Below are 25,262 nucleotides of genomic sequence, written 5' to 3' on the forward strand. Positions count from 1 at the left end.
GGCCGGCAACCCGGCAGCTGCGGAGCCCGGCATCGAGGGTGTGGAAGAGATCCTCAAACGCGAGACCCACTCCTCCAGGGCGGTGGCCTCGATCATCGCCGCAGTGCTCGTGATCGCGCTGTGCGTCTATGCCCTGCTGGAAACCGCTGTCCGGGCCGTCGGCCAGCCGCCGTGGCTCGTGGATCCGCAGACGGCCGCGGAGCGGGCGGTGGCGCTCCCGAACGGGGTGCAGCCGCTCCTGCTCGGCGTCGTTGGTGCGGTGCTGGTTATGGCAGGGCTGTTCTTTGTCCTGAACGCGGTGCTGCCGGGACGACGTGCCCGCCACCGATTGCGGGACAGCCGCGCCGCCGTCGTTGTGGACGACGAAGTTATAGCCTCCGCGCTCGCGCGGCGGGCACGGCTGGCCGCCAACGTGAGCCAGGAACAGGTGATGGTGACCGTGTCCCGGCAGCGGGTCGAAGTCAACGTCCGTCCCACCTCCGGCGTCTCGCTGGGACGGGATGCCGTCCTCGCGGCCGTCCAGGATGAGCTCCGGGACATGGGATTGTCACCGACACCGGAGGTTCGCATCAATGTGGCGTCGACCGGGGTGATCGGCGCATGAACGGCACCCCCAGAACCCTCAACCGGATCCTGATCGGCGTCCTCGGCTTGAAGCTCCTAGCCATCGGAATACTGCTCATCCTGCTGGCGACCGTGCCGGCCGTCGCCACATGGTGGCAGGGCTGGGCCGCCGGCGTCTGGAGCATCTGGCGCGACCTTTTCGAGCGCACGCGCTTCCCCGGGCGCTCGGAGAGCTGGCTCTGGATCGTGGTGGTCCTGATGCTGCTCCTCGTGATTGGGGCCATGGTGGCCTGGGTCGCCCAGCAGGGCAAGGGCCGGGCCAACTTCCTCGTGTCCGAAGAGGACTCGGGTGAGGTACCCGGAAACGTCAGGGTTGGCAGCGGGGTAGCCGAGCAGGCGCTTCGGGCCGCCCTGGCGGACCGTCCGGACCTGGCCGGCGCGAGCGTTGCCACCTACGAATCCCGCGGCGAACCGGCCCTGAGAATCCGGATCCAGCCCCGCCACGGCGTGGCCCCGCACCGGCTCGCAGCCGAGGTGTCCGCCCTCGTGGAGGCGCTCGACGTCGCGCTCGGAAAACGCACCCCGGTGCTCATCCACATCGCCTCGGGTGCCCGCTCGAGGTTTGGGCGGGCCGAGCGGGTCCGCTGACCCCCGTGTGAGCTTTCGGCAACATGTTTCGGCGGTGGCGCTGGCGGCGCCCCAGGGGCGGATTCCGTTGAATTCGCGCGGTCCGGCGCACAGAACAGGCCCCGGCGCAAGAGTCTCCTTTCTGTAAAGGTTCTATGTAAACGCTTGCATTCCTCACCGGGTGTTGATTATCGTGATGGGCACCACACGAACGCACCGCCGTTTTTTGTCCGGTACTCAGCGAGGAGCCCCCAGTATGAAAACACCGAAGTTCTTACTTCCCGTCGCCGCAGCAGGCGTGCTAGCCCTGACTCTCTCCGCCTGTGGCGGCGGAGGAGGAGGCAGCACGACCGCCGGTGGCACCGACGCCGAGCAAGGCCTCGACAGCCGCGGCCCCATCACCTACGTGCAGGGCAAGGACAACAGCAACGTGGTCCGCCCGCTGATCGAGAAGTGGAATGCGGCCCACCCGGACGAGAAGGTCACGTTCAAGGAACAGACCGACCAGGCCGACCAGCAGCACGATGACCTCGTCCAGAATTACCAGGCCAAGAACCCCAACTATGACGTCGCCAGTGTCGACGTCGTTTGGACTGCAGAGTTCGCCGCCAAGGGCTGGCTGCAGCCTTTGAAGGACAAGATGGCAGTAGACACGGCGGGCATGCTGAAGCCCACCATTGACGCCGGCTCTTACAAGGGGACCCTCTACGCGGCTCCGGTGTCTTCCGACGGCGGCATCCTTTACTACCGCACGGACCTCGTCCCCACGGCTCCCAAGACCTGGGACGAGATGATGGGCATGTGCTCCATCGCCGAGGAGAACGGCATCGGCTGCTTCGCCGGCCAGTACGCCAAGTACGAGGGCCTCACGGTGAACGCCTCCGAAGCGATCAACTCCGCCGGCGGTTCCGTGCTCAACGAGGACGGCAAGCCGAACCTGAACACCCCCGAGGCCAAGGCAGGCCTCGAAAACCTCGCCGCGGCCTACGCCGACGGCAGCATCCCCAAGGAAGCCATCACCTTCCAGGAGGAACAGGGCCGCCAGGCCTTCCAGGACGGCAAGCTCCTGTTCCACCGCAACTGGCCGTACGTCTACAACCTGGCCGCGACGGAAGGCTCCTCCAAGGTCAAGGACGTCCTCGGCATGACGGCGCTCCCCGGCAAGGATGGCCCCGGCGCATCAACGCTGGGTGGACACAGCGCGGCCGTCAGCGTCTACTCCAAGAACAAGGCCACGGCCCTGGACTTCGTCAAGTTCCTCGTCAACGAAGAGAACCAGAAGTTCTTTGCCACCCAGGGCTCACTGGCCCCGGTCCTCGAATCCCTGTACGACGACCAGGAACTCGTAGCCAAGCTGCCGTACCTCCCGGTACTGAAGACCTCGATCGAGAACGCCGTGCCGCGCCCCGTCACCCCGTTCTACCCGGCCGTCACCAAGGCCATCCAGGAAAATGCCTACTCGGCCATCAAGGGCGAGAAGACTGTGGACGCGGCCTTGTCCGACATGCAGAAGTCCATCGAGTCCGCTAGCGCGGGACAGTAGCTAGCCATGGCAACCGAATTGGGCCCGACGCCGGTCAAGGAACCGGCGTCGGGCGGTACCCCGGTCCACCACGGGCCCAAGGGCGTCGGGGAGGACAACGCGATTGCGAGCCAGGGCAAGTGGGCTTCGTGGCTCCTGGCGCCGACCATCTTCGCGCTGGCAATTGTGATCGTCTACCCGATCATCAGCGCCATCGTGATGTCCTTCCAGAAGGATGCCGGCCTTGACCCCGTCTCGGGGCTCTTCACCGATGGCGGCGCGGCTGGATTCTCGAATTACATCAACTGGATTTTCCAGCAGTGCGCCGCCCCGGACGGCGGAACCGTGGCGTGCCCGCCCGGGACCCTCGGTGCCCAGTTCTGGTCCGCCACCGGTACGACCTTCTACTTCACCATCATTACGGTGACGCTGGAGACGATCCTCGGCTTCTGGATGGCGATCATCATGGCGCGTACCTTCCGCGGGCGCAGCCTGGTCCGTGCCGCCGTTCTGGTGCCGTGGGCCATCCCCACCGCCGTCACGGCCCAGCTGTGGCTGTTCATCTTCGCCTTCGAGGGCATCGGCAACAAACTGTTCAACACCACGATCCTGTGGACGGGCAGCGAAGTCCCGGCCCGGTGGGCCGTCATCATCGCCGACACCTGGAAGACGACGCCGTTCATGGCGCTGCTGATCCTGGCGGGGCTGCAGATGATTCCGGCCGACGTCTACGAAGCGGCCAAGGTCGACGGGGCCTCTGCCTGGCAGCGGTTCCGGATGATCACCCTGCCGCTTGTGAAGCCGGCGCTGATGGTCGCGATTCTCTTCCGGACCCTGGATGCCCTGCGGATGTTCGACCTTCCGTACATTTTGACGGAGGGCTCCAACAACACCACTACGCTCTCCATTCTGGTGGTCAACCAAATCAGGCAAGGGTTCAACTCCGCCGCCGCGTTGTCCACTATTACGTTCATCATCATCTTTATGGTGGCCTTCATTTTCGTCCGCTTCCTGGGAGCGAATGTTGTGGAGCAGCAAACCGGCGCAGGTAAGGGGAAGAAATGACCGCCGCGACCGAACTCCGCGCCCGGCAGGACCGGGGCCGCAAGGTAGCCCAGAACCGCGAGAAGTGGGCGAGTGTCCGCACGTATATCAGTGCGGCCGTCATCCTGATCTGGTGCCTCGCGCCGGCCTACTGGATGGTGGTCACGGCGTTCCGCGACGTGGGCTTCACCTACGACACCTCGCTCCTGCCCACCCACGTGACGCTCGACAACTTCGCCACGGCCTTCGACACCTCGTTCGGCAACAGGTTCGGGCAGGCGCTCCTGAACAGTGTGTTCATCGGCGTGACGGTGACCCTGATCTCGCTGGTGCTCGGCGTCTTCGCGGCCTATGCCCTAGCCCGGTTGAATTTCCGGTTCAAGTTCCTGGTGCTGGGCTTCATCCTGGGGGCGTCCATGTTCCCCGGCGTCGCCCTCATCACCCCGCTTTTCCAGCTGTTCACCAATATCGGCTGGATGGGCACCTACCAGGCACTGATCATTCCGAACATCTCCTTCGTACTCCCGCTGACGGTCTACACCATGACCTCGTTCTTCCGTGAAATGCCGTGGGAGCTGGAGGAAGCGGCCCGGGTCGATGGTTGTACCCAGGGGCAGGCGTTCCGGCGGGTGATCATGCCGCTGGCGGCACCGGCCATCTTCACGACGGCGATCCTGGCGTTCATCTCCTCCTGGAACGAGTTCCTGATTGCCAGCCAGCTATCCAACGATGCGACCCAGCCGGTGACGGTGGCCATTGCCAACTTCGCCGGGGCCCAGCCGCAGCAGATTCCGTACACGGCCATCATGGCCGCCGGAACGATCGTCACAATTCCGCTGGTCATTCTGGTGCTGGTCTTCCAGCGTAAGATCGTCGCGGGCCTCACCGCCGGCGCTGTGAAGTGACGGCCTGGCAATGAACAGCAAGTCGAGCCACGGCCTGGTGCGCAACGAACACCGGCGCGTCCGCTCCGGAGAGGATTTCGATATCATCATCGGTCTCCTCGGGTTCTGGGCTCTTGTGCTGCTGGTGGTCACCGTCTGGATGGAGGCAACCGGCCAGCCGGCGCTTGGCTGGTCCCTGGGCCTGCTGGCCATGGTGCTGGCGCTGTACGGACTGATCCGGCTGCGCCGTCGCCTGCCGGAAAGGACGGCAGCCCGGCGCAAGTGAGGACCAGAGCTGCCCTTCTGCCGTAGATGGCGGCAGGAAACTCCTGCATCCAGCCATGAGGCGGAAGCAGTCAGGCAACAAGGGGACACGGTGGCAAAGACAACAGACAGGGCGCAGCGCGGAGGACACTCCGGTGTCAGCATCGAAGACGTGGCCGCCGCCGCCGGAGTGTCAACCGCCACCGTGTCCCGCGCTGTCCGTGGCCTGCCCAGAGTTTCGCCGGCCACCCGGGAGAAGATCCTGGGCATCGCCGAAGCCCTGGGCTACGTCGCCTCCTCCTCGGCGTCCGGGCTGGCCACCGGGCGCACCAAAACCATCGGCGTGCTGGCCCCCTTCGTCAGCCGCTGGTTCTTCTCCAAGGCCATCGAGGGCGCTGACCGGGAACTTCACGCCCGTCAGTACAACCTCTCGCTCTTCAACCTGGGCGGGCACGGCAGTCACCGTGAGCGGCTCTTCAGCAAAACCATGGTCTACAAACAGATCGACGCGCTGCTGGTCCTGTGTATGGCTTTGACCCATGAGGAAATCGAGCATCTCCAGAAGATCGACATCCCCTTGGTCGTCGTCGGCGGCCACGTCGAGGAGTGCCCCTACATCGGTATCGACGACTATGCCGCCGCCGCCACTGCCGTGCGGCACCTGATCGACCTCGGCCACACGGAGATCGCCCTGCTGCACGGCGACGACGAAACCGACCTCAACTTCGACGTCCCCCGGGTCAGGATCAAGGCCTTCCAGGACATCATGGCCGGAGCCGGCCTGACCGTCCGGGAGGAATGGGACGAGTGGGGGGACTTTACGGTCCGCAGCGGCCAGGACGCCTTCCACCGGCTGTGGGACAGGTCCGGACCTAAGCCCACGGCAATTTTTTGCGCCTCGGACGAGATGGCCATGGGGATCATCTTTGAGGCCGCCCGGGCCGGGGTGCGGGTCCCTGAGGACCTCTCGGTCATCGGGATCGACGACCACGACTTTTCCGAGGCCATGGGTCTCACCACGGTCAGGCAGCGCCCGGACGAGCAGGCCGAACTGGGCACGAAAATGCTGCTGGATGAGCTCGACGGGATCGCCGGTTCAGTGCGCTCCACGGTGGCCCCGCATCAGCTGATCGTCAGAGGCACGACGGCGCCGCCAAAGAGCGCGGAGGCGGCAGCCCGGAAGGGCGCTGCGCCGGGGATTCTCACCGATCAGGCCGGCCGCCCGTAGCGCCGCCCGCCCGCAGCACCGGCCACCGGCCGTGAACCACAGGCCGTGCCCGTGTCAGGAAGCGCGGGCGAGCTGCCGGATCGGGATCCAGCGGGATGCCAGCCGACGGTAGGCGGCGGCTGCCCCGGTCATGTCCCCTTCGGCCAGGCACTCAATGCCCAGCCGGACATCCATGGGTGAGTCATCCGGGTAGACCTTGTCCGCCACGGCGCCGTAGTCCAGTTCCACCACAGACTCCGGGTGGAAGAGCTCCAGCCATTCGGTGAGCTGGGTCAGGTCCTCGAGCATGTCCAGATCGGGGGCGGCCAGGGCCAGATGGGCCACGGCGTAGCGGACCCGCTCCAGGGCCTCGCCGATCGTCGCCCGGATGCGCACGGTGACGATTCGCCCCTCGGATTCCACCACGTCCGTGGGGTCCGATTCCTTGAACAGGCAAAACCAGCTGAAGGGGATGCCCCAGGTGGACGCCCGGGTGTGCACGCGGCCCAGCCCGGAATGCGCCCGCACTTCATCGATGCGCCCCTGATGCTTGTCGCGCTGCTCATCCGGGATGAGAAGCTGAGCCAGCGGCCCATGGATGCCCTCCATCAAGGCGTTAGCCGCCAGCCCGGCCCGGAGCACCAGCTGGCTGGGGCAGTACAGCAGCCGCTCCGGAGCCCCGGATTCGGGAGCCCCGGCGTCGTCCGGACCTGCTGCCGGGGCCGGACCGCCGGTCCGCGGCACCGCAACAACCCTGACCAGATCCGTCGCACCGGTGGGGAACGGGTCCCCGCCCGGGCGGGTGATCCGGCCGAGGGATGCCTGGAGCTCGGCGTTTTCGATGGCCGCCCGGGAAACGCTCCGGGCGCCCGCCGCACGCAGGGCCGCCTGCTGGTCCTCCGGGAACGCCTCCAGGGGTTCGTAGACCCGCAGCGCGGAGGAGAACGGCAGCCCGGCCTGGCCTCGGTAGAGGTTTCCCGTCATTGGATCACGTCGCTTCCCGGCGCTGCGCCCATTAGTCGCTCAGCTCCACGATCACGGGGGCGTGGTCCGAGGCACCCTTGCCCTTGCGTTCCTCGCGGTCGATCGCGGCGCCGGTGACCCGGGCGGCCAGTGCGGGGGAGGCCAGCACGAAGTCGATCCGCATGCCTTCCTTTTTCGGGAAGCGCAACTGGGTGTAGTCCCAGTACGTGTAAACGCCGGGGCCGGGGGTGTGCGGTCGGACAACGTCCTGGAAGCCGGCGCTCTCAAAGGCATGGAAGGCTGCCCGTTCCGGTTCGCTCACGTGCGTGAGGCCCTCGGCGCGGAAATAGTCGATGTCCCAGACGTCCTCGTCCTGCGGAGCAATGTTCCAGTCGCCCATCAGCGCAATCTGGGCTGCGGGATCCTCTTGGAGCAAGCCCTCGGCATGGGTCCGCAGGGTGTCCAGCCAGCTGAGCTTGTAGGGCATATGTTCGTCGTCGAGGGCCCGGCCGTTGGGGACGTACAGGCTCCAGACCCTGACACCGCCGCAGGTGCCGCCGATGGCGCGGGCCTCCTGCACGGCGTCCTTGCCGTTTTTGCCGAACACGGGCTGGTCCAGGAAGGTGCGTTCGACGTCGTCGAGCCCCACCCGGGAAGCGATCGCGACGCCGTTCCACTGGCTCAGTCCGAAGTGCGCCACCTCGTAGCCCATGCTCTCAAACAGCTCCCAGGGGAAGTTGTCGTCTTTGCACTTGGTTTCCTGGATGGCCAGGACATCACAGTCGGTGCGCTGAAGCCAGGCTTCAACGCGGTCGGCGCGGGCGCGGAGCGAGTTCACATTCCAGGTAGCTATCTTCACAATCCCTAACTTACCGAACTTGTCTGCCCGACGAAGCGGCGGGCCGGCCACGCCCCTCTGGAATTTAGTAGGAAGTCCGAGTATATTCGGGAGCAGAAGATGGCGTGGGTCACACGCGGCCCGGCCGTCACTTCGGCAATCACACGGTGCAAAGGAGCATTCCATCATGGTTCGCGAGTTATCCCATTACATTGACGGACAGCATGTTGAAGGCACCTCGGGGCGCTTCAGCGATGTCTACGATCCGTGCACCGGCGAGGTCCAGGCCAGGGTGCCGCTGGCCAGCACCGAGGAAGTCCGCAACGTGGTCTCCAACGCGGAAAAGGGCCAGCTCGAATGGGCGGCCATGAACCCGCAGCGCCGCGGGCGGATCCTGCTGAAGTTCGTCGATCTGGTCAACCAGAACCTGGACGAACTGGCCACCCTGTTGTCCTCGGAACACGGCAAGACCTTCCTCGACGCGAAGGGTGACATCCAGCGCGGCATTGAGGTCGTGGAATTCGCCGCGGGCGCCCCGCACCTGCTCAAGGGCGAATTCTCGGACAACGCCGGAACCGGCATTGACGTCCATTCCCTGCGCCAGCCGCTCGGCGTCGTCGCCGGCATCACTCCCTTCAACTTCCCGGCCATGATTCCGCTCTGGAAGTCCGGCCCGGCGCTCGCCGCGGGCAACTCCTTCATTCTTAAGCCGTCCGAACGGGACCCCTCCGTCCCGCTGCGCCTCGCGGAGCTCTTCACCGAGGCCGGCCTGCCCGCCGGTGTCTTCAACGTCGTCAACGGCGACAAGGAAGCGGTGGACGCGCTGCTGGAGGACCCCCGGGTCCAGGCCATCGGCTTCGTCGGCTCCACGCCGATCGCGCAGTACATCTACGCCACGGCCGCCGCGAACGGCAAACGCGCCCAGTGCTTCGGCGGCGCCAAGAACCACATGGTGATCATGCCCGACGCGGACCTGGACATGGCCGCGGACGCCCTGATGGGCGCCGGCTTCGGCTCCGCCGGCGAACGCTGCATGGCGATCTCGGTGGCCGTGCCGGTGGGCAAGGCCACCGGCGACGCGCTCGTCGCCAAGCTGGAGGAACGGATCGCTGACCTCAAGGTCGGCCACAGCCTCGCCAAGGACTCGGACTTCGGCCCGGTGGTGGCAGCGTCCGCCAAGGAACGGATCGAAGGCTACATCCAGGCCGGCGTCGACGAGGGCGCCACCCTGCTCACCGACGGCCGCGGCCTCAAGGTCGAGGGCTACGAGGGCGGCTTCTGGGTCGGCCCCACCCTCTTCGACAACGTCACGAAGGACATGACGATCTACAAGGAAGAGATCTTCGGCCCGGTGCTGAGTGTGCTCCGCGCGGAGGACTACGACGAGGCCCTGCGCCTGTGCAGCGAGCACGAGTTCGGCAACGGCGTGGCCATCTTCACCCGCGACGGCGACTCCGCCCGCGACTTCGCCAGCCGGGTCCAGGTGGGCATGGTGGGCATCAACGTCCCCATCCCGGTGCCGATTGCCTACTACACCTTCGGCGGCTGGAAGGCCTCCGGCTTCGGCGACCTCAACCAGCACGGCGCGGACGCCTTCCGCTTCTACACGAAGACCAAGACGGTCACCACCCGCTGGCCCTCAGGCATCCGCACCGGTGCCAGCTTCGTGATGCCGGAAGGCAGCTGATGGCGGGGAAGCACTCCTCGGACGCCACGTCGTCGGAGGTGCTGTTCGAACGGCGCGGCCACCTGGGCATCGTCACGCTCAACCGGCCCCAGGCCGTCAACGCGCTCACCGCGGGCATGGCAACAGCCATGCTGGACCAGCTCACCGTCTGGGCGGACGACGACGCCGTGGCTGCAGTGCTGGTCCGCGGCGCCGGTGACCGGGGCCTGTGCGCCGGCGGCGACATTGTGGCCATCTACCGGGACATGCTCGACGGCGGCGACGCGACGGCCGAGTTCTGGGCCGGGGAATACCGGTTGAATTCCCTGATCTCGGGCTACCCGAAGCCGTACGTCGCGTTTATGGACGGGCTGGTCCTCGGCGGCGGTGTGGGGATTTCCGCGCACGGCTCGGTCCGGATCGTCACCGAGCGCACCCGGATGGGCATGCCGGAAACCACCATCGGGTTCGTACCCGACGTCGGCGGAACCCTGCTGCTCTGCCGCTCACCAGGGGAGTCAGGCACCCATGCGGCCCTCACCGGCGCGCACCTGAGCGGCGCCGACGCCCTGTTCCTGGGGCTCGCGGACCACTTCGTTCCGTCCGCGAAGCTCGCGGAACTCGCCGGGGTGCTGGAGAACGAGGCCGCGGACGCCGCCGTCGCACGCTTCGCCGGGGAGGCTCCGCCCTCCGTCCTCGCCGCGCAGCAGGAATGGATTGACGCCTGCTACTCGAGTGACGATGCCGAGGAGATCGTGCGCCGGCTGCGGGCAGTGGGCGGTGAAGCCTCCGAAGTTGCCGACACCATCGACGCCAAGTCGCCGACCGCCGTGAAGGTGGCGCTGGAATCCCTGCGCAGGGTCAGGGGACTGAGCCTCGAGGAAACCCTGGAACAGGAGTACCGGGTGGGACTGCGGTTCCTCGCCGGGCCGGACTTCCGCGAAGGCATCCGCGCCCAGGTGGTTGACAAGGACCGCAACCCGCACTGGCAGCCCGCCACGCTGGCGGAGGTCAGCCGCGACGATGTCGAATCCTATTTTGCGCCGCTGGGCGACCGTGAACTGATTCTTTCGAAGGAGCGCGACAATGTCTGAACCATCGCCGTCCGAACAGGGCCGGCCCGGCGCTCAGTCCGGAGCTGTCGCCTTCCTCGGCCTGGGCCACATGGGCGGGCCGATGGCCATCAACCTGGTAAAAGCCGGCTACACCGTGACCGGCTTCGACGTGGTGCCGGCCGCCTTGGAAACCGCCCGGGCGCACGGCATCGCCACCGCAGACAGCGCCGCCGAGGCAGTGGCCGGTGCCGCCGTCGTCCTGACCATGCTGCCCAGCGGAAAGCACCTGCTGGACGCCTACCGCGGCACCCCCGGCCAGACTGGTCTGCTCGCCACCGCGGCTCCCGACACCCTCTTCCTGGACTGTTCCACGATCAACGTGGATGAGGCCCGGGAAGCGGCCGAACTCGCCGTGGCGGCCGGACACCGGGCCGTCGACGCCCCGGTTTCCGGCGGCGTCGTTGGGGCCGAGGCGGGCACCCTGACCTTCATGGTGGGGGCACTTCCGCAGGACTTCGAAGCGGTCAAGCCGATGCTCGAGGTGATGGGCAATCGTGTGGTCCACTGCGGGGAACATGGTGCAGGGCAGGCCGCGAAGATCTGCAACAACATGATCCTTGGCGTCTCGATGATCGCGGTCAGCGAGGCCTTTGTGCTGGGCGAGAAGCTGGGGCTGACGCACCAGGCGCTGTTTGACGTCGCCTCCGCGGCCTCAGGCCAGTGCTGGGCGCTGACCACCAACTGCCCCGTGCCGGGGCCGGTGCCCACGAGCCCCGCCAACCGCGACTACCAGCCCGGGTTCGCCGGAGCCCTCATGGCGAAGGACCTGAAGCTGGCACTCAACGCGCTCGAAAGCACCGGTGTCGCCGCGCGGCTGGGTCCGCTCGCTTCCGAAATCTACGATAGCTTTGCCGCGGAAGGCGGGGCGGGCCGGGACTTCTCCGGCATCATCACCGACATCCGGGAAAAATCCGAACACTAGGCGGTCCTGAACACTGGCCAGCCGAACACCCAACATTTCCGAACAGCACTGAGGGGACAGGCATGACGGAGCAGTACTCAAACATTCTGGTGGAGCGCCGTGGCCGGGTGGGGCTCGTGACGCTCAACCGGCCCGAGGCGCTGAACGCCCTCAACAAGGCCACCATGGACGAACTCGTGGCCGCCGTGTCGGCCATGGACGCCGACCCCGAGGTGGGGGCAGTCGTGCTGACCGGCTCCGCCAAGGCCTTCGCGGCCGGGGCGGACATCAAGGAAATGCAGTCCAAGGGCTACATGGACATGTACGCGGCGGACTGGTTCCGCGGCTGGGAGGATTTCACCCGGCTGCGCATCCCGGTGGTCGCGGCCGTGTCCGGGTTCGCCCTGGGCGGCGGCTGTGAACTCGCGATGATGTGCGATTTCATCATTGCCGGAGACAACGCCAGGTTCGGCCAGCCGGAGATCAACCTGGGCGTGCTCCCCGGTATGGGTGGTTCGCAGCGGCTCACCCGCGCGGTGGGCAAATCCAAAGCGATGGACATGATCCTGACCGGGCGCTTCATGGACGCCGAGGAAGCCGAACGCGCCGGCCTCGTGTCCCGGGTGGTGCCCGCCGCGGAGGTTGTGGACGAGGCACTGAAGGCCGCCGCGGTGATTGCCTCCAAGTCCAAGCCGGTGGCGATGGTGGCCAAGGAAGCCGTCAACACGGCGTTCGAGACCGGGCTGGCCCAGGGCGTGCTCTTTGAGCGGCGGGTGTTCCACTCACTGTTCGCCACCGAGGACCAGAAGGAGGGCATGGCGGCCTTCGCCGAGAAGCGCCAGCCGGACTTCACGCACCGCTGACCTTCCTGCGACAGGCGGGAACCGGTCCATGACGCACAAAAGCCCTGACGCTACCGAATTCCGGTAGCGTCAGGGCTTTTGCGCGTCGCCAGGGCCGGACATCACACCGCGCTGATGCCGAACGGTCCGATGATCAGGGCCATCACCAGGAGGGTCACGAGTTCGTGGGCGCAGTTCAGCACCGTCAGCCCGGCCGGGCGGCCCTCGAACGCGTCGTGGGTGATGAAGCGCGCCGCCGTGAACCCTGCCCACAGGATCAGGGCGGTGACCAGGGTATTGACCAGGAAGTTCCCGCCGCAGAAGTGCTGGGAGATGGCGGCCGACCCCGCCAGCACCCACGCGCTGACGAAGCTGACCACCAGGGTGTCTAGGGGACCGCCCGGGCGGTCCTTGGCCTTTCGGAACTACCTCTTTTAGGAGGTAGTTGGATGTCCATGCTTTTCGCTACGGTGAGCTGAGTCACAAAGCCGTGCATCGAGGCTGACATCAAAGGAGATTGCCATGACTTCAGTTTCACCGACTTCGCCGGCCGGGCTGCAGGCGCCGCCCAGCAAGAAGACGCTGCGCAAGGTGGCCTTCGCCAGCGCCGCCGGTACCACCATCGAGTTCTACGACTTCTTCATCTACGGCACCGCCGCCGCCCTGGTCTTCCCGGTTGTGTTCTTCCCGGCCCTGGGCGCCGCAGCCGGCACCATCGCCTCCTTCGGCACGTTCGCCGTCGCCTTCTTCGCCCGTCCCGTCGGCGCGATTATCTTCGGCCACTACGGGGACCGGATTGGCCGGAAGAAAACCCTCATCACCACGCTGCTCATGATGGGCATCGCCACCGTGATGATCGGACTCATTCCGGACGCCAGCACCATCGGTGTGGCCGCGCCCATCCTGCTGGTGGTGCTCCGCTTCGTGCAGGGCCTCGCCGTTGGCGGCGAATGGGCCGGCGCCACGCTCCTCGTGGCCGAATATGCTCCCAAGGGAAAGCGCGGGCTGTTCGGCTCCTTCCCGCAACTCGGCCCGTCGGTTGCCTTCGCCCTGGCCAGCGGCACCTTCCTCATCACCAACCTGACGCTGGGGGACAAATCCGAGGCCTTCATCACGATCGGCTGGCGGGTTCCGTTCATCCTCAGCGCAGTGCTCGTGCTCGTGGGCCTGTGGGTGCGGCTGAGCATCGAGGAAACACCGGTCTTCAAGAACGCCGCCACGGTCACCAATACCAGCACCAAGCTGCCCATCCTTGAATCCATCAAGCGCCAGCCGCGCGAAATCCTCCTCGCCGGCGGCTCCTTGACGCTGCTGTTCGCGTTCTTCTACATCGGCACCGCCTACCTCACCAGCTATGCCACAAGCCCCACCGGCATGCAGCTGAGCCGGGTGGAAGTGCTGAGCACCGGCATCGTCGCCTCGCTGTTTGTCGCCGCCGCCACCCTGGCCTCCGGCGTCCTCTCGGACCGCTTCGGCCGCAAGAAGGTCATCGCCACCTCCTGCATCCTCGCCGTGCCGTGGTCCCTCATGCTGTTCCCGATCCTCAGCGCGAACACCGTCTTCGCCTTCGGTCTCGGGCTCACCGTCACCCTGGTGATCTTCGCCATCGCCTACGGCCCTGCCGGGGCACTGCTGCCGGAGCTCTTCGAGACCCGCTACCGCTACACCGGTGCCGGCATGGGCTACAACCTCGCCGGAGTCGTCGGCGGCGGCATCGTCCCTCTCGTGGCGGCCCAGCTCGCCGTCACCTCCGGTGCGTGGTCCATCGGGTTCCTGCTCGCCGGGATCGGTGTGTTCAGCGTACTCTGCACCCTGGCCCTGCCCAACCGCGAAAACCGCGGGCTGGAAGACGGCAAGCCGCACGCCTCCTCGAAGCATGCGGAAGGCACAGCAGTTGCCGAGCCCGTCGCCGGTCCCTAGGGATCTGAGCCGGGGTAATCGAGGCTGCGGATGCCGGTCGTTGGGGGATCCGCAGTCAGGGGCGGGGTTGCCGGTGAAGACCGGGAGCCCCGCCCTACGGGATGAGTCCCAGCCGGCGGGCCGCGGACACGGCCTCAAGCCGGTTGTGCGCGGACAATTTGGCCATCGCGTTCTGCAGGTAGCTCTTGACCGTCACCGCTTTCAGGCCCAGGCGTTCCGCGGTCTCCTGGTACGAGCAGCCCAGCGCCACCTGCGCCAGCACATCAAGCTCACGGCGGGCCAGCCGGGCCGTCGGATGGATGCCGTCGGCGGGAGGCGGCGCCAGATGGCTGCCGATGATGTCCAGCTGCCGTGCCAGGTTCGGGTCGGACACCGTGCCGGCCAGGGACCGCAGCTCGGCGTGGGCTTCCCGGACGTGCTCCAGCCAGCTCCGGTCCAAGGCCAGGGCAGGCTCGGCCCGTGCCGTATTGATAATCGAGACCCGACGGTCCACCTCGTCCCGAACGCGGAGCTCAGCGGCGATCTCGCAGGCAGCCTCCATCGCCTCGCACACAGCGTCTTCGCCCAGCGGGGCACTGTCCCTGCTGGCGATGTACAGCACCGCCCGCGACCGGCCCTGGACCACCACGGGGACGGCTGCCATCGACGTCAGGCGTTCCCGCCGGACGGCGAGATCGTACTCATGGGTGATTCCCTCGGAGGCGATATAGTCCTCGACAAGGAACGGCCGCCGCTGCGTGAAGACCCGGCCGCCGAGTCCCGTGCCTGGAACCACCAGCATTTGGTGCAGGCTGGACGTGGCGGTGCCCAGGAAATCGGTCAGCTGCAGCAACTCGCCGCTGGCAAGCCCCGCGAAAAGCACGGCGGGCCGGAACCTGCCGGAGAGCAGGCGCAGGGAGGCCCGGAGCAGCTCCCGGTCATCGGGGCGGGAATAGGCGTTCGGCTGCATGAGTCGTCTCCTGGTGCCGCGGAACCCATCACTGCATTGTGACGGGAAGTCAGTCCTGTTGAGGCCTTCCGGCCATGGTCACTCGCTGAAATCGCCGGAGGTGCGGCGGAAGGTGCCCAGGATCCGGATCAGCTGGTCGACATCCTGCTCCGCGAAGCCGGACTGGGCGAACACCTCGGAGTTGAGTGCTGCCGTGGCCCGTTTCGCCAGTGTACGCCCCTCCTGGGTGAGTTCGATCAGGGTGGTGCGCCCGTCCGTGGGATGCGGCGAGCGGAGCACCAGGCCCGCCTGCTGCAGCCTGTCGACGGCGTTCGTCACCGAGGTGGGATGGACCTGCAGCAGCGCGCTCGCCTTGTTCATGGGCAGCGCGCCGCTGCGGGCGAAGCTCAGCAGGGCGAGCAGTTCGTAGCGGGCAAACGTCAGTCCGAACGGCTTCAGGACGCCCTCAATCCGGGCCAGCAGGATCTGCTGGGTCCGCATGATGGCGGTGATGGCGGCCATCGGCGCGGCGACGTCGGACCAGCCGTGCCGTTCCCAGTTCAGCCGGGCGTCGGCGATCGGATCACGCGGCAGCGGCGTTGCCACGGCACCCCCAGCTTCTCGACCTGAATCTCATGGGATTCAGCCTAGCTTTTCGGCGGGGCTTTTCAGGCCGGGGAAATCGGCTTCGGAGTACTCCGTGCCGAGGCCGGCCGGGACCGTCCCGCCGCCGTGGCGTACTTCTTCACTGTGCCGCAGCTCCACGCGCCGGATCTTGCCGGAGATGGTCTTGGGCAGCTCGGCGAATTCCAGCCGGCGGATCCGCTTGAACGGTGCCAGATGGTCGCGGCAGTACCGCAGGATGTCCTCGGCAAGTTCCGGGCCGGCCTCGTGCCCGGCCGCCAGGACCACAAACGCCTTGGGGACCGAGAGCTTGAGCGGGTCCGGGGAGGGGACGACGGCGGCCTCGGCCACCGCCGGGTGCTCAATCAGCACGCTTTCCAGCTCGAACGGGGACAGCCGGTAGTCCGAGGACTTGAAGACGTCGTCGCCGCGGCCCACGTAGGTGATGATGCCGCGCTCGTCCCGGCTCGCCATGTCACCGGTGTGGTAGTAGCCGTCACGGAACGCGTCCGCCGTCTTTTCGGGGTCCCCGTAGTATGCCTTCATCAGCCCGACGGGGCGGGGGTCGAGGCGCAGGCAGAGCTCGCCGTCGTCGCCCTCGTCACCCGTTGCCGGGTCCACGAGCACGACGTCGTAACCGGGCAGCGGCTTGCCCATGGCCCCGATCTTAATCGGCTGGCCGGGGGTGTTCGCGATCTGCACCGTGGATTCGGTCTGGCCGAAGCCGTCGCGGATGGTCTGTCCCCAGGCGCGATGGACCTGGTCGATCACCTCGGCGTTGAGCGGCTCGCCGGCGGACACCACCTTGGTGGGCGGGTTCTTGAGCAGGGTCAGATCGGCCTGGATGAGCATGCGCCACACCGTGGGAGGGGCGCAGAAGCTCGTCACCGACTCGCGGTCCATCTGCTCCATGAGTGCCTTGGCATCGAAGCGTTCGTAGTTGTAGATGAAAACGCAGGCCTCGGCGATAAAGGGAGTGAACACATTGGACCAGGCGTGCTTGGCCCAGCCGGGCGAGGCCACGTTCAGGTGCACATCGCCGGGTTCCATCCCGATCCAGAACATGGTGGACAGGTGGCCCACCGGGTAGGAGGTGTGCGTGTGCTCCACGAGCTTGGCTTTGGAGGTGGTGCCCGAGGTGAAGTAGAGCAGCAGGGTCTCGTCGGCACGGGTCGGCGCGTCCGGGGTGAAGGCCTCCGCCGCGCCGGCGGATTCGGTGTACTGCAGGGCGGCTTTGTTTATATCGGCGTTGCCGGCTTCGCCGCCGATTTCGATCAGGGTGTAGTCGCCCGGGACCTCGTCGAATTTCTGGATATTGGCACTTCCGACGGCGGCCCAGTTCGCGCCGCCGCGTTCCACCCGGTCCTTGAGGTCCGCCGGTCCCATCAGGGTGGTGGTGGGGATCATGACGATGCCAAGCTTGATGCCGGCGAGCATCAGTTCCCAGAGTTCCACCTGGTTGCCGAGCATGATGATCATGCGGTCGCCGCGCCGGACACCCTGGCTGCGCAGCCAGTTGGCCACCTGGGCGGAGCGTCGGGACAGGTCTGCGTAGCTGCGCCGCGTGGCAGAGCCGTCCTGCTCGACGATGACGAGGGCCGGGTTGTTCGCCTTGGCCGGGTCCGCCGCGATCTGGTCGAACCAGTCCAGGGCGAAGTTGAAGTGCTCAAAGCGCGGCCACTGGAATTCGCTGCGCGCCGCCTCGTAGTCCATGCGGAGGTCAAGCATGCGGTCGCGTGCTGCGCGGAATTCCTCAGTGACTGTCATGGTGCACCTTTCGAAGTCTGGTGGCGCAGCCGTTTCAAGCCCGGCGCCGTTGCCCGGAGATCACCCGTTGTCTAGTGATCCCCATCACTGTGCAATATACTAGGACATCCAAGGGTTTGGAAGAGCCGACCCGGTTCATGACCGGATCACTACGAAGGGATACATGCCCGTGCAGCCACAAGGACGTGCCAGCGGACAGAGGGTCACCGAGGATGAAGCAGCGCTTGAGGGCGTGGCGGCTCCGCCCTTCCCGGACGCCGATCTGATGTACATCGTCGACCTGCTTCCCCCGGAGGAGCAGTCCCGCTACCTGGAAATCCGTGACTTCCTCCAGTCCCGGATCCGGGCGGCCTCGATCGATTACTGGAACCGTGAGGAGTTCCCCTTCGGGCTGCTCGCCGAGCTCGGCAAGTACGGCCTGGGCGGCCTGCAGACGGACGGGACGTCCAAGCTGTTCAAAGGCCTCATGTACGTCGAGGTTGCCCGCGCCGATGTGTCCCTCTCAGCCCTCGTGGGGATCCACAATGAGTTGATCGTCGGCATGATCGATCAGCTCGGCTCCGAGGAACAGCAGGCCCGCTGGCTTCCGGGGCTCACCGCCCTGACCCAGATCGGCGCGTTCGCCCTGACCGAGCCGGAGCACGGCTCGGACATCGCGGGCGGGCTGGCCACCACGGCACGGCTGGAGGACGGAGAATGGGTCATCAACGGTGCGAAGCGCTGGATTGGCGCCGGCACCATTGCGGACTTCGCCCTGGTGTGGGCGCGGGATGTGGCGGACCAGCAGATCAAGGGCTTCATCGTCGAGACGGACCGCCCCGGCTACACGGCCACCAAGATCGCGAACAAGATCGGGCTGCGGATCATGCAGAACGCGGATATCGTGCTCGACGAGGTCCGCATCCCGGAGTCCAACCTGCTCCCCGGGGCCACCGACTTCTCCAAAGCCAACGAACTCCTGCGCGATTCGCGCGCCTGGGTAGGCTGGCAGGCCGCCGGCATCCAGCTGGCCGCGTTCGACGTCGCGCGCGCCTATTCGCTGGAGCGGAAGCAGTTCGGCAAGGAACTGGCGCGCTTCCAGCTGATCCAGCAGCAGCTGGCCGAGATTCTGGGCAACGCTTCCGCGTCGCTGTCGCTGATGGCGCAGCTGGCCAGGATCCAGGAGGACGGAAAGCTCGAGATGGTCCAGGCCGCGATGGCCAAGTCCACGACCACCCGGCTGGCCAGGGCATCGGTCGCGATGGGGCGCTCGCTGATGGGCGGCAACGGCATCAGCAGCGACTACGAGATGGGCAAACTCTTTGGCGATGCCGAGATTCTGTACACGTATGAGGGCAGCTACGAGATCAACTCACTGATCGTGGCCAGGGCCGTGACCGGGAAGTCAGCGTTCGTCTAGGGAGGCAAGGACCCGCGGAACCGGACGTGACCCGGAGGACGCGGGTCCACGCCGGCTGACCGCATTCCGCCCCCGACGACAAACGCCCCTCCCGAGGAACCCTCGACGGGGGCGTTTGTGGTCTTGGGGAAAGCATGGCGGCCGGCTGGCCGGTGCTGCTATCCGGAGTATTTAGAGCGGGCGGATGTTCTCGGCCTGCGGGCCCTTCGGACCCTGGGTGACGTCGAACTCGACCTTCTGGTTCTCGTCCAGCGAGCGGTAGCCGCTGCTGGCGATTGCCGAGTAGTGGGCGAAAACGTCGGCTGACCCGTCATCCGGGGCAATGAAGCCAAAACCCTTTTCGGCGTTGAACCATTTAACTGTGCCTGTAGCCATGCCATATCCTTCTGAAATGCTGCTGATCTCCGGCGGCCCGGAGGCCAACGGCTGCGGAGACATTCGTCCGCTGTTGCCCAACCTACGGGGCCGGGGGCCTTGGTGCAAGAGTCCAACGGGGGCATTTCGTCCCGCCCCCGGACTATAGTCGGGGCAATATGACAACAATCTCGGTGGTTATCCCTACCCGGAACGACGCTGACATGCTCGCCGTCTGCCTCGCGGCCCTCGCCCGGCAGACCCGTCCGGCTGATGAAATCGTCGTTATAGACAACGCCAGTACGGACAACACCGCGGAGGTCTGCGCCGCCGCCGGGGCCCGGCGGATCGCCGTCGAACTCCCGGGTATCGCCGCCTCCACGGCGTACGGATTCGACGCGGCCCGCTCCGAGCTGATTGCCAGGCTGGACACGGACTCGGTCCCGCCCGCGGACTGGCTCGAACGGGTTGAAGCCATCCTCGAGGAGGCGGGCCCGCTGTCCGCCGTATCCGGCCCCGCCGATTTCTACGGCGAAACCCGGTTCGCCCGGTGGGTGGGCGCGAGCGTCTACATTCCCGGATATTTCTGGGCCATCGGATGGCTGCTGGGTCATCCTCCGCTGTTTGGCTCGGATTTCGCCCTGCGCTCGGACGTCTGGGACCGGATCCGGGGCTCAGTGCATCGGTGCCATCCGCCGGTCCACGATGATCTGGACATTTCCTACCAGATCCCGCCCGAAGTGAAAGTGATCGGCGATCCCACGCTGCGCGTGCAGGTCTCCGCGCGGCCGCTGGCGGACAGGCACTCCGTCGGTCGCCGGCTGTCGATGGCGTGGACCACTTTCGGTGTCGAGTTCAAACAGGAGAGCCCGTTCCGGCGGCGCCGCCGCCGCCGTCAATGGGAACGCGACCACCCGCGCTAGGCGGATCCGTAGAGCGCGGTCAGGTCGCGGCTCATCTGGTGCGGCGAGGTCTCACTCGGGCTGTGCCCGCCCCGGTACACCGCGATGCGCGCGCCGATGGACTGCGCGAAGCGCCGGTGCATCGCCAGAGGCCAGAGGTCGTGTTCGCCGACGGCGACGAACTTCGGCAGCGACGCCTCCGCCAGGACCGCTCTCAGGTCAGGCGCGTGCTGCATCAGCCCGACGATGTCGCGAACGGAACTCCGGCGGGTGAAACGGAACCGGTAGTTCACAAACCGAATCCGGTTAGGCGGGACACGCACGACGTTGACGCGGATGCCCCAGATCATCAGCGCGGCGCCGACCCGCGGGCTGGCCCAGCCGCTGAACCGTCCGATGCGCTGGACGCCGCGGAAGCTCTGGCCTGGCTCGGGCGGGCAGCTGAGCAAGGTGAGGCTGCGGAATTTTTCCGGCCGACGGGAGAAGGCCACCTGGGCGACGATCGCAGCGAAGGAATACCCGATGACGTGCGCAGCCCCGTCGTCGGCGTCGAGCATGGCGAGCAGGTCGTTCGTGAACAGCTCGTAATCGTAGTGCGCGCGCGGAGGCACGAGGTTTTCCGGGCCCGCCGCGGCGGATTCGTACTGGCCGGCAATGTCGCAGCTCAGGACGAAGTACCCGGCCGCGGCGAGCTCGGGCAGCATCAGCACGAAGTCTTCCTTGGATCCGGTGGCACCGGGGATCAAAAGCACCCGAGGATTCCCGGGCGTGCCCATGGACAGGGTGGCGAGCGGTCCGCTGGGGGCATTGAAGGTGCCGCGCACGGCACCGTCGGGCAGGGCAGCCCAGTCCACGTCGCCCAGGGCGGCATCCCGGCGGGCGGCTTCGTCAACCAGCGCCGACCCGAATCCCTCAGGTTCCTGGTCGCTCTGTGCGTTGCTGTCGGCAGACACCATGGACTAAACATAGTCCCGTGCGGTCCTCAGGCCACCTTGTGCACGAAGGCATGCAGCCGGCGGTAGACCTCCTGCGATTCCGGGTAGCGGAAGTTCTGCTGCCAGGTGTGCTCGGTGTTGGAGTTGTCCCAGTCATAGATGAGGCTGTCCACAGGGACGGAATGTTCGTGCAGCCGGGCGATGAAGTTCATGTTGGCGGCATAGAAGAAGTCCCGTTCCGAAGTGGTCACGAAGACCGGCGGGAAGCGGGAATCCAGCCACTCGATCGGTGAGAGGAACCCTGCGCCCACGCGGAGGGCCTCAAGCCGGCTGGGACCGGAGCCAGTGAACCTGCTGCCGAAGCCGCCGCGCAGACCCGCGCCGATGCCGCGGTTCCTGCCGCCGGAACGGAGCCCGGGCAGCAGCATCCGGATGAAGCTCAGGCTCAGTACGAAGCCCTTGTCGAAGAAGACGGAGAAGTCCACCACGCTGCAATGCTGGACCAGTCCCTTGAAGTCCGACGCCGGTACGGCCGGGGTCAGGCCGTGGTGCCGCGCCAGTTCCGGCCGGAAGCTGGCTGCGGTCAGGAGCGCCGCGATCTGGCCGCCGGCGGAGTCGCCGCCCAGCACGATGCGCGATCCGTCGCCGCCATAGCCGGCAATGTTCTGCCGGACCCAGGCAAGCGCGGCGTTGGCGTCCGCCAGGACGTGGGCCATCTGGAAACGCGGAGCCTTCCGGTACTTCACGTTGACCACCACCATGCCGCCCTCGGCCTGGCTGGCGCAGTACTTGGTCAGCGAGGCCTTGTCCCCGGAGGTCCAGCCGCCGCCGTGGAAGTACACGTAGACGGGCAGCGCCGCCGTCGAGCCGCCGGGCGGGTGAGGGGTGATGACGTCGAGGCGGTGTGCCCTGATGCCATCGCCCACGAAATCGATGTCGTGGAAGTATTCGACGCCGGTAATCGGGTCGACGTTGAAACGGGAGTTCTCGCTGGCCTTCACCGAGTGCATCAGCACCCGCCAGGTCCACACCGGAACGCGCCGCAGGATGTTCCGCGCTTTACGGGCCAGAGCGAAGGTGCCGACGGATTGTTGCGGCCGGTGCCGGGCCAGCTGCAAGGACGCCTCGTACTGCGTTGGCTGGTGGGCCGGTGTGGTCATGACACAGATTCTATCTGGCACAGCTGTGCTACAGCTGTGAGGCCAGCCTGCCCTGTCCCGGAGCCCGGTGGACGGCGGCACGGCATCCCAGGGGCCATGGCACTGCACGTCCGGGTCACGGCTCCTCGCGGATGGTGCCCGCCGCGCCGTCGACGGTGACCGTCTGGCCCGTCTGCAGCCTGGTGGTCGCGTCCGGAACGCCCACGACGGCCGGGATGCCGTACTCACGGGCCACCACGGCCCCGTGGGATATGACTCCGCCCATTTCCATGACCAGCGCGCCGGCTGTCAGGAACAGCGGCGTCCAGCCGGGGTCCGTCGAGGGGGCCACCAGGATTTCGCCGGGTTCCAGGTGGGCGCCCACCGGGTCGACGATCACCCTGACCCGTCCGGTGGCGGTGCCTGCCGACGCCGGCGTCCCGGTCATGGCCCCGGTCGCCGGAGACTTCGCCGTCATGGCGGCCTCGACGTCGGTGCCGTCGGACAGCAGCAGCCGCGGGATGCGCCGGCGTCGCAGTTCAACGTCGTACAGCCGACGGCGGTCCGCGACGATGCCGTGCAGGTCCGCGCCGCGCAGGCCTACGCGGATTTCGTCGAAGTCGAGGAAAAAGACGTCATCGGCGGCGGCGATTGTGCCGGCCGAGGCCATGTCCGCCCCGACCAGCAGCAGCTGCCGATGCATCTCGCCGAGCACAGCCACGATATAGAACTTGGGCAGTTCGCGCAGCCCCGCCAGTTGCCGCACGCGGCGCAGACTGAGCGCCAGCGCCCGTGCGCGCCAGGGGCTCCGCGCCCGCGCCTGCTCCACCAGGCTGCGGATCCTGTCCTCCGCATGCTCGGTTGCCCGGGCAAACTGCCGGTCGGGAGCCTGCTCCGGGTCCTGGACGCGGAGGTAGTTGGAGATCATGCCGAGGATGTGGTCGGGCTGATCGGACCAGCGGGGCATACCGAGGTCTATTTCCGCCACGGCGCGGTGGCCGTAGCGGGCGAGGAAGCCACGCACCCCGGCCTGGGCCTGGGGCGGCAGCGTGCCGGCGAGATATTCGGTGGACAACACCTCGGGCCGTTTCGCCAGGAATTCCCCGCGCGACACCGGGTCGTCGCCGATGGAAACGGCGAGCTGCCAGAGTTCCAGGTCCATCTCGGTGGTGATGTTGTGGGGAAGGCCGCGCAGGACAGCTTCCAGCTCCCGGGGTGGGGCGATGCCGCGCAGCAGCCGCCGGGCCACGGCCAGCATGATGTAGCCAACGGACGGGCCCGGGAGGGTGGCCCGGATCAGTCCATCAACCGAACGGCCCAGGATCTGCTCGGTGTGTTCGAGCCGCTGGGCGGAGCTGGCGGGCTCGCCCAGCCGGAGCTCGGATTCGAGCTCCCTGCCGTAGTTTTTCGCCCGCCGCAGCTCCGCGGCGGGCGAGATAGCGGCCCGGACCATGGCGGGAAGCAGCCCCGCGATGAGGCCGAGGCTGGCTGTTTTTTCGGTGCTGCCGGTGCGTCGGGGCGGTGGCGGGATGCGGTGGCCGGCCTTGGGCTTGCGCAGGGTTTCCAGGAACGGGTGGCCGACAATGCCGAACCTCGGATCTTCGAGCAGTGCCGGGAGGACGGCGCCGGATCTACCGTCCGCCAGGGGAAGCAACCGCAGCAGGTAGGCGCGGCCGGACTTGTTGAGGACCACGGCCGTCAGATCCACGTACATCCGCATCCCGGGGTTGACGTACCGCCAGGGGCCCTTGTTGTTGCGCATGAGCTCAAGGACAGCCAGCCCCAGCGGCGTGATCGGCCGGGTCAGCCCCTGGAACAGGGTGCCGCACAGGTACACCCGGGTGGGGGCCGGGGCGCCGGAGCCGGCGTCTTCGGGCGCGGGCTCGGGCAGCGGATACAGCGTGGTGATCGGCCGTGACTGGGTGAGCCAGATGCCGCCGGCGGTATCGATCACCCATTCGATGTCCTGCGGCGCCCTCAGGAGGCGCTGGACGCGGTCTCCGAGCGCCGTGAGGTCCCGCAGCTGGGGCTCGCTCAGGACCGGGCCGCGTCCGGGGCCTGTCCCTCCCGGCGTTTCAAGCCTGACCAGGCCGGAAGCCGTGTCCAGCACGAACTGGTCCGGGTTGACCGCCCCCGAGACCACGGCCTGCCCCGAGCCGGGGCTGGCGTTGATGACCGTCTCGGTCCGGGTCCCGGTAACGGGGTTCGCGGTGAACAGCACCCCGGCCGTGGCGGCGTCGACCATGGCCTGGACGACGACGGCGAGCCCCACGTCACGGTTGCTGATCCCGTAGGAAGACCGGTACGCCACCGCCCGGTCGCTCCAGAGCGACGCCCAGCAGCGCCGGACCGCCTCGACCACAGCGTCGGCGCCGATGACATCGAGGTAGGAGTCCTGCTGGCCGGCGAAACTGGCGAATGGCAGGTCCTCTGCCGTGGCGGAGGAGCGGACGGCCACCGGCAGGGTTCCGCCCATCTCCGAGTACGCGGCGCGGACAGCGGCATCCACCTCCGGCGGGATCGGCGCTTCCGCGATCAGTGCCCGGGCCCTCCCGGGCACCATGCCCGGCGTTAATGTGCCCGGCGCTGCCACTGATGCTGCCGTACCTGCCCCGGATGCCGGCACATCGAGTTCGGCCGCGAGGGCAGCGAGTCCGGGTGGTTCCGCCAGTTCGTAGGCGAGGGTGGTCAGGCAGAACCCGTGTGGCACCGGCATGCCGGCCGCCAGGAGTTTGCCCAGGTTCAAGGCCTTGCCGCCCACCAGGTGCAGGGGGGCCGTGCCCGTCCCGCTGAGGTCCAGCACGAGGGGTCCCGCGCGGGAACTGCCGGCCGACGGGTCAGGACGCGCAGAATCCAT

The 25,262-nt window shown here is 67.1% G+C and carries 23 protein-coding genes and 1 pseudogene; 14 read left to right on the top strand and 10 right to left on the bottom strand.

The genetic code is table 11. The features are described 5' to 3' along the window. Positions 1-31 precede the first annotated feature (31 nt). From AC50YC_RS09925 to AC50YC_RS09955, 7 genes are all read left to right on the top strand, one after another. Complete coding sequence (locus AC50YC_RS09925; protein WP_494953565.1) at positions 32-604, top strand: DUF6286 domain-containing protein; 573 nt, start codon at positions 32-34, stop codon at positions 602-604. Next, positions 601-1,212 carry a hypothetical protein gene (locus AC50YC_RS09930; protein WP_494953374.1) on the top strand — a complete coding sequence of 204 codons (612 nt, stop codon included), beginning with the start codon at positions 601-603 and terminating at the stop codon, positions 1,210-1,212. The genes AC50YC_RS09925 and AC50YC_RS09930 overlap by 4 nt, the downstream gene beginning before the upstream one ends. A 235-nt stretch (positions 1,213-1,447) precedes the next feature. Next, positions 1,448-2,734, top strand: coding sequence for an ABC transporter substrate-binding protein (locus tag AC50YC_RS09935; RefSeq protein WP_494953375.1), 1,287 nt, complete (start codon positions 1,448-1,450; stop codon positions 2,732-2,734). Positions 2,735-2,740: 6 nt separating this feature from the next. Beyond that, positions 2,741-3,778: a carbohydrate ABC transporter permease gene (locus tag AC50YC_RS09940; RefSeq protein ID WP_494953376.1), complete on the top strand. Its 1,038-nt coding sequence runs from the start codon at positions 2,741-2,743 to the stop codon at positions 3,776-3,778. Beyond that, positions 3,775-4,662 carry a carbohydrate ABC transporter permease gene (locus tag AC50YC_RS09945; RefSeq protein WP_494953377.1) on the top strand — a complete coding sequence of 296 codons (888 nt, stop codon included), beginning with the start codon at positions 3,775-3,777 and terminating at the stop codon, positions 4,660-4,662. Before AC50YC_RS09940 ends, AC50YC_RS09945 begins: the two co-directional genes overlap by 4 nt. 10 nt (positions 4,663-4,672) lie before the next feature. Then, positions 4,673-4,927: a hypothetical protein gene (locus AC50YC_RS09950; protein WP_494953378.1), complete on the top strand. Its 255-nt coding sequence runs from the start codon at positions 4,673-4,675 to the stop codon at positions 4,925-4,927. A 90-nt stretch (positions 4,928-5,017) separates the two neighbouring features. Next, on the top strand, positions 5,018-6,133 hold the full coding sequence (locus AC50YC_RS09955; RefSeq protein ID WP_494953379.1) for a LacI family DNA-binding transcriptional regulator: 1,116 nt from the start codon (positions 5,018-5,020) through the stop codon (positions 6,131-6,133). A 54-nt stretch (positions 6,134-6,187) separates the two neighbouring features. Here AC50YC_RS09955 and AC50YC_RS09960 read toward each other — a convergent pair whose 3' ends face one another. Beyond that, positions 6,188-7,096, bottom strand: a complete 909-nt coding sequence (locus AC50YC_RS09960) for a DUF8083 family protein (RefSeq protein ID WP_494953380.1) — start codon at positions 7,094-7,096, stop codon at positions 6,188-6,190. Between the two features lie 31 nt (positions 7,097-7,127). Continuing rightward, complete coding sequence (locus AC50YC_RS09965) at positions 7,128-7,934, bottom strand: exodeoxyribonuclease III (protein ID WP_494953381.1); 807 nt, start codon at positions 7,932-7,934, stop codon at positions 7,128-7,130. Positions 7,935-8,100: 166 nt separating this feature from the next. On the opposite strand from AC50YC_RS09965, the gene AC50YC_RS09970 reads away from it, so the two are divergent. The 4 genes from AC50YC_RS09970 (at position 8,101) to AC50YC_RS09985 (ending at position 12,458) form a co-directional block, all read left to right on the top strand. Next, the gene (locus tag AC50YC_RS09970; RefSeq protein ID WP_494953382.1) at positions 8,101-9,600 is read left to right on the top strand and encodes a CoA-acylating methylmalonate-semialdehyde dehydrogenase; all 1,500 of its coding nucleotides are present in this window, start codon (positions 8,101-8,103) and stop codon (positions 9,598-9,600) included. Continuing rightward, positions 9,600-10,673, top strand: a complete 1,074-nt coding sequence (locus AC50YC_RS09975) for an enoyl-CoA hydratase/isomerase family protein (RefSeq protein ID WP_494953383.1) — start codon at positions 9,600-9,602, stop codon at positions 10,671-10,673. The genes AC50YC_RS09970 and AC50YC_RS09975 overlap by 1 nt, the downstream gene beginning before the upstream one ends. Further along, positions 10,666-11,616 (top strand): 3-hydroxyisobutyrate dehydrogenase, encoded by a 951-nt coding sequence (gene mmsB, locus AC50YC_RS09980; RefSeq protein WP_494953384.1) that lies wholly within the window; start codon positions 10,666-10,668, stop codon positions 11,614-11,616. Before AC50YC_RS09975 ends, mmsB begins: the two co-directional genes overlap by 8 nt. Positions 11,617-11,678: 62 nt before the next feature. Next, on the top strand, positions 11,679-12,458 hold the full coding sequence (locus AC50YC_RS09985; RefSeq protein WP_494953385.1) for an enoyl-CoA hydratase: 780 nt from the start codon (positions 11,679-11,681) through the stop codon (positions 12,456-12,458). 101 nt (positions 12,459-12,559) lie between these two features. On the opposite strand, the pseudogene AC50YC_RS09990 reads toward AC50YC_RS09985, so the two are convergent. Continuing rightward, positions 12,560-12,829 (bottom strand): annotated as a pseudogene (locus AC50YC_RS09990) (DUF1761 domain-containing protein); the annotation flags it as partial. Between the two features lie 130 nt (positions 12,830-12,959). Here AC50YC_RS09990 and AC50YC_RS09995 point away from each other — a divergent pair. After that, a complete protein-coding gene (locus AC50YC_RS09995; protein WP_494953386.1) occupies positions 12,960-14,357 on the top strand; it encodes an MFS transporter in 1,398 nt (465 codons plus the stop codon). Positions 14,358-14,451: 94 nt separating this feature from the next. Here AC50YC_RS09995 and AC50YC_RS10000 read toward each other — a convergent pair whose 3' ends face one another. The 3 genes from AC50YC_RS10000 to AC50YC_RS10010 form a co-directional block, all read right to left on the bottom strand. Further along, positions 14,452-15,306, bottom strand: a complete 855-nt coding sequence (locus AC50YC_RS10000) for a LuxR C-terminal-related transcriptional regulator (RefSeq protein WP_494953387.1) — start codon at positions 15,304-15,306, stop codon at positions 14,452-14,454. Positions 15,307-15,384: 78 nt separating this feature from the next. Next, entirely contained in the window at positions 15,385-15,891 is a 507-nt protein-coding gene (locus AC50YC_RS10005; protein ID WP_494953388.1) for a MarR family winged helix-turn-helix transcriptional regulator, read from the bottom strand. Positions 15,892-15,927: 36 nt separating this feature from the next. Then, positions 15,928-17,676, bottom strand: coding sequence for an AMP-binding protein (locus tag AC50YC_RS10010; RefSeq protein WP_494953389.1), 1,749 nt, complete (start codon positions 17,674-17,676; stop codon positions 15,928-15,930). Between the two features lie 265 nt (positions 17,677-17,941). Here AC50YC_RS10010 and AC50YC_RS10015 point away from each other — a divergent pair, with 265 nt between their 5' ends. Then, complete coding sequence (locus AC50YC_RS10015) at positions 17,942-19,075, top strand: acyl-CoA dehydrogenase family protein (protein WP_494953566.1); 1,134 nt, start codon at positions 17,942-17,944, stop codon at positions 19,073-19,075. Between the two features lie 171 nt (positions 19,076-19,246). On the opposite strand, the gene AC50YC_RS10020 is transcribed toward AC50YC_RS10015, so the two are convergent. Next, positions 19,247-19,450 (bottom strand): cold-shock protein, encoded by a 204-nt coding sequence (locus tag AC50YC_RS10020; protein WP_013599688.1) that lies wholly within the window; start codon positions 19,448-19,450, stop codon positions 19,247-19,249. Positions 19,451-19,608: 158 nt separating this feature from the next. Between AC50YC_RS10020 and AC50YC_RS10025 the strand changes: the two genes are divergently transcribed. After that, positions 19,609-20,352, top strand: a complete 744-nt coding sequence (locus AC50YC_RS10025) for a glycosyltransferase family 2 protein (protein WP_494953390.1) — start codon at positions 19,609-19,611, stop codon at positions 20,350-20,352. Here the strand turns inward: AC50YC_RS10025 and AC50YC_RS10030 are convergent. From AC50YC_RS10030 to AC50YC_RS10040, 3 genes are all read right to left on the bottom strand, one after another. Beyond that, complete coding sequence (locus tag AC50YC_RS10030) at positions 20,349-21,287, bottom strand: alpha/beta fold hydrolase (protein WP_494953391.1); 939 nt, start codon at positions 21,285-21,287, stop codon at positions 20,349-20,351. The two genes, AC50YC_RS10025 and AC50YC_RS10030, sit on opposite strands and share 4 nt — an antisense overlap. 26 nt (positions 21,288-21,313) lie before the next feature. After that, positions 21,314-22,426 carry an alpha/beta hydrolase gene (locus AC50YC_RS10035; protein WP_494953392.1) on the bottom strand — a complete coding sequence of 371 codons (1,113 nt, stop codon included), beginning with the start codon at positions 22,424-22,426 and terminating at the stop codon, positions 21,314-21,316. 115 nt (positions 22,427-22,541) lie between these two features. Beyond that, the gene (locus AC50YC_RS10040) at positions 22,542-25,262 is read right to left on the bottom strand and encodes a PEP/pyruvate-binding domain-containing protein (protein ID WP_494953393.1); all 2,721 of its coding nucleotides are present in this window, start codon (positions 25,260-25,262) and stop codon (positions 22,542-22,544) included.

Source organism: Pseudarthrobacter sp. MDT1-56 (genome assembly GCF_059383555.1).

Excerpts from the sequence above, each read along its gene's own strand:
- AC50YC_RS09930 (WP_494953374.1), top strand. The coding sequence starts at position 601 with ATGAACGGCACCCCCAGAACCCTCAACCGGATCCTGATCGGCGTCCTC.
- AC50YC_RS09935 (WP_494953375.1), top strand. The coding sequence starts at position 1,448 with ATGAAAACACCGAAGTTCTTACTTCCCGTCGCCGCAGCAGGCGTGCTA.
- AC50YC_RS09940 (WP_494953376.1), top strand. The coding sequence starts at position 2,741 with ATGGCAACCGAATTGGGCCCGACGCCGGTCAAGGAACCGGCGTCGGGC.
- AC50YC_RS09945 (WP_494953377.1), top strand. The coding sequence starts at position 3,775 with ATGACCGCCGCGACCGAACTCCGCGCCCGGCAGGACCGGGGCCGCAAG.
- AC50YC_RS09950 (WP_494953378.1), top strand. The coding sequence starts at position 4,673 with ATGAACAGCAAGTCGAGCCACGGCCTGGTGCGCAACGAACACCGGCGC.
- AC50YC_RS09960 (WP_494953380.1), bottom strand. The coding sequence starts at position 7,096 with ATGACGGGAAACCTCTACCGAGGCCAGGCCGGGCTGCCGTTCTCCTCC.
- AC50YC_RS09970 (WP_494953382.1), top strand. The coding sequence starts at position 8,101 with ATGGTTCGCGAGTTATCCCATTACATTGACGGACAGCATGTTGAAGGC.
- AC50YC_RS09975 (WP_494953383.1), top strand. The coding sequence starts at position 9,600 with ATGGCGGGGAAGCACTCCTCGGACGCCACGTCGTCGGAGGTGCTGTTC.
- mmsB (WP_494953384.1), top strand. The coding sequence starts at position 10,666 with ATGTCTGAACCATCGCCGTCCGAACAGGGCCGGCCCGGCGCTCAGTCC.
- AC50YC_RS09985 (WP_494953385.1), top strand. The coding sequence starts at position 11,679 with ATGACGGAGCAGTACTCAAACATTCTGGTGGAGCGCCGTGGCCGGGTG.
- AC50YC_RS09995 (WP_494953386.1), top strand. The coding sequence starts at position 12,960 with ATGACTTCAGTTTCACCGACTTCGCCGGCCGGGCTGCAGGCGCCGCCC.
- AC50YC_RS10000 (WP_494953387.1), bottom strand. The coding sequence starts at position 15,306 with ATGCAGCCGAACGCCTATTCCCGCCCCGATGACCGGGAGCTGCTCCGG.
- AC50YC_RS10010 (WP_494953389.1), bottom strand. The coding sequence starts at position 17,676 with ATGACAGTCACTGAGGAATTCCGCGCAGCACGCGACCGCATGCTTGAC.
- AC50YC_RS10015 (WP_494953566.1), top strand. The coding sequence starts at position 17,942 with ATGTACATCGTCGACCTGCTTCCCCCGGAGGAGCAGTCCCGCTACCTG.
- AC50YC_RS10020 (WP_013599688.1), bottom strand. The coding sequence starts at position 19,450 with ATGGCTACAGGCACAGTTAAATGGTTCAACGCCGAAAAGGGTTTTGGC.
- AC50YC_RS10025 (WP_494953390.1), top strand. The coding sequence starts at position 19,609 with ATGACAACAATCTCGGTGGTTATCCCTACCCGGAACGACGCTGACATG.
- AC50YC_RS10030 (WP_494953391.1), bottom strand. The coding sequence starts at position 21,287 with ATGGTGTCTGCCGACAGCAACGCACAGAGCGACCAGGAACCTGAGGGA.
- AC50YC_RS10035 (WP_494953392.1), bottom strand. The coding sequence starts at position 22,426 with ATGACCACACCGGCCCACCAGCCAACGCAGTACGAGGCGTCCTTGCAG.
- AC50YC_RS10040 (WP_494953393.1), bottom strand. The coding sequence starts at position 25,262 with ATGGATTCTGCGCGTCCTGACCCGTCGGCCGGCAGTTCCCGCGCGGGA.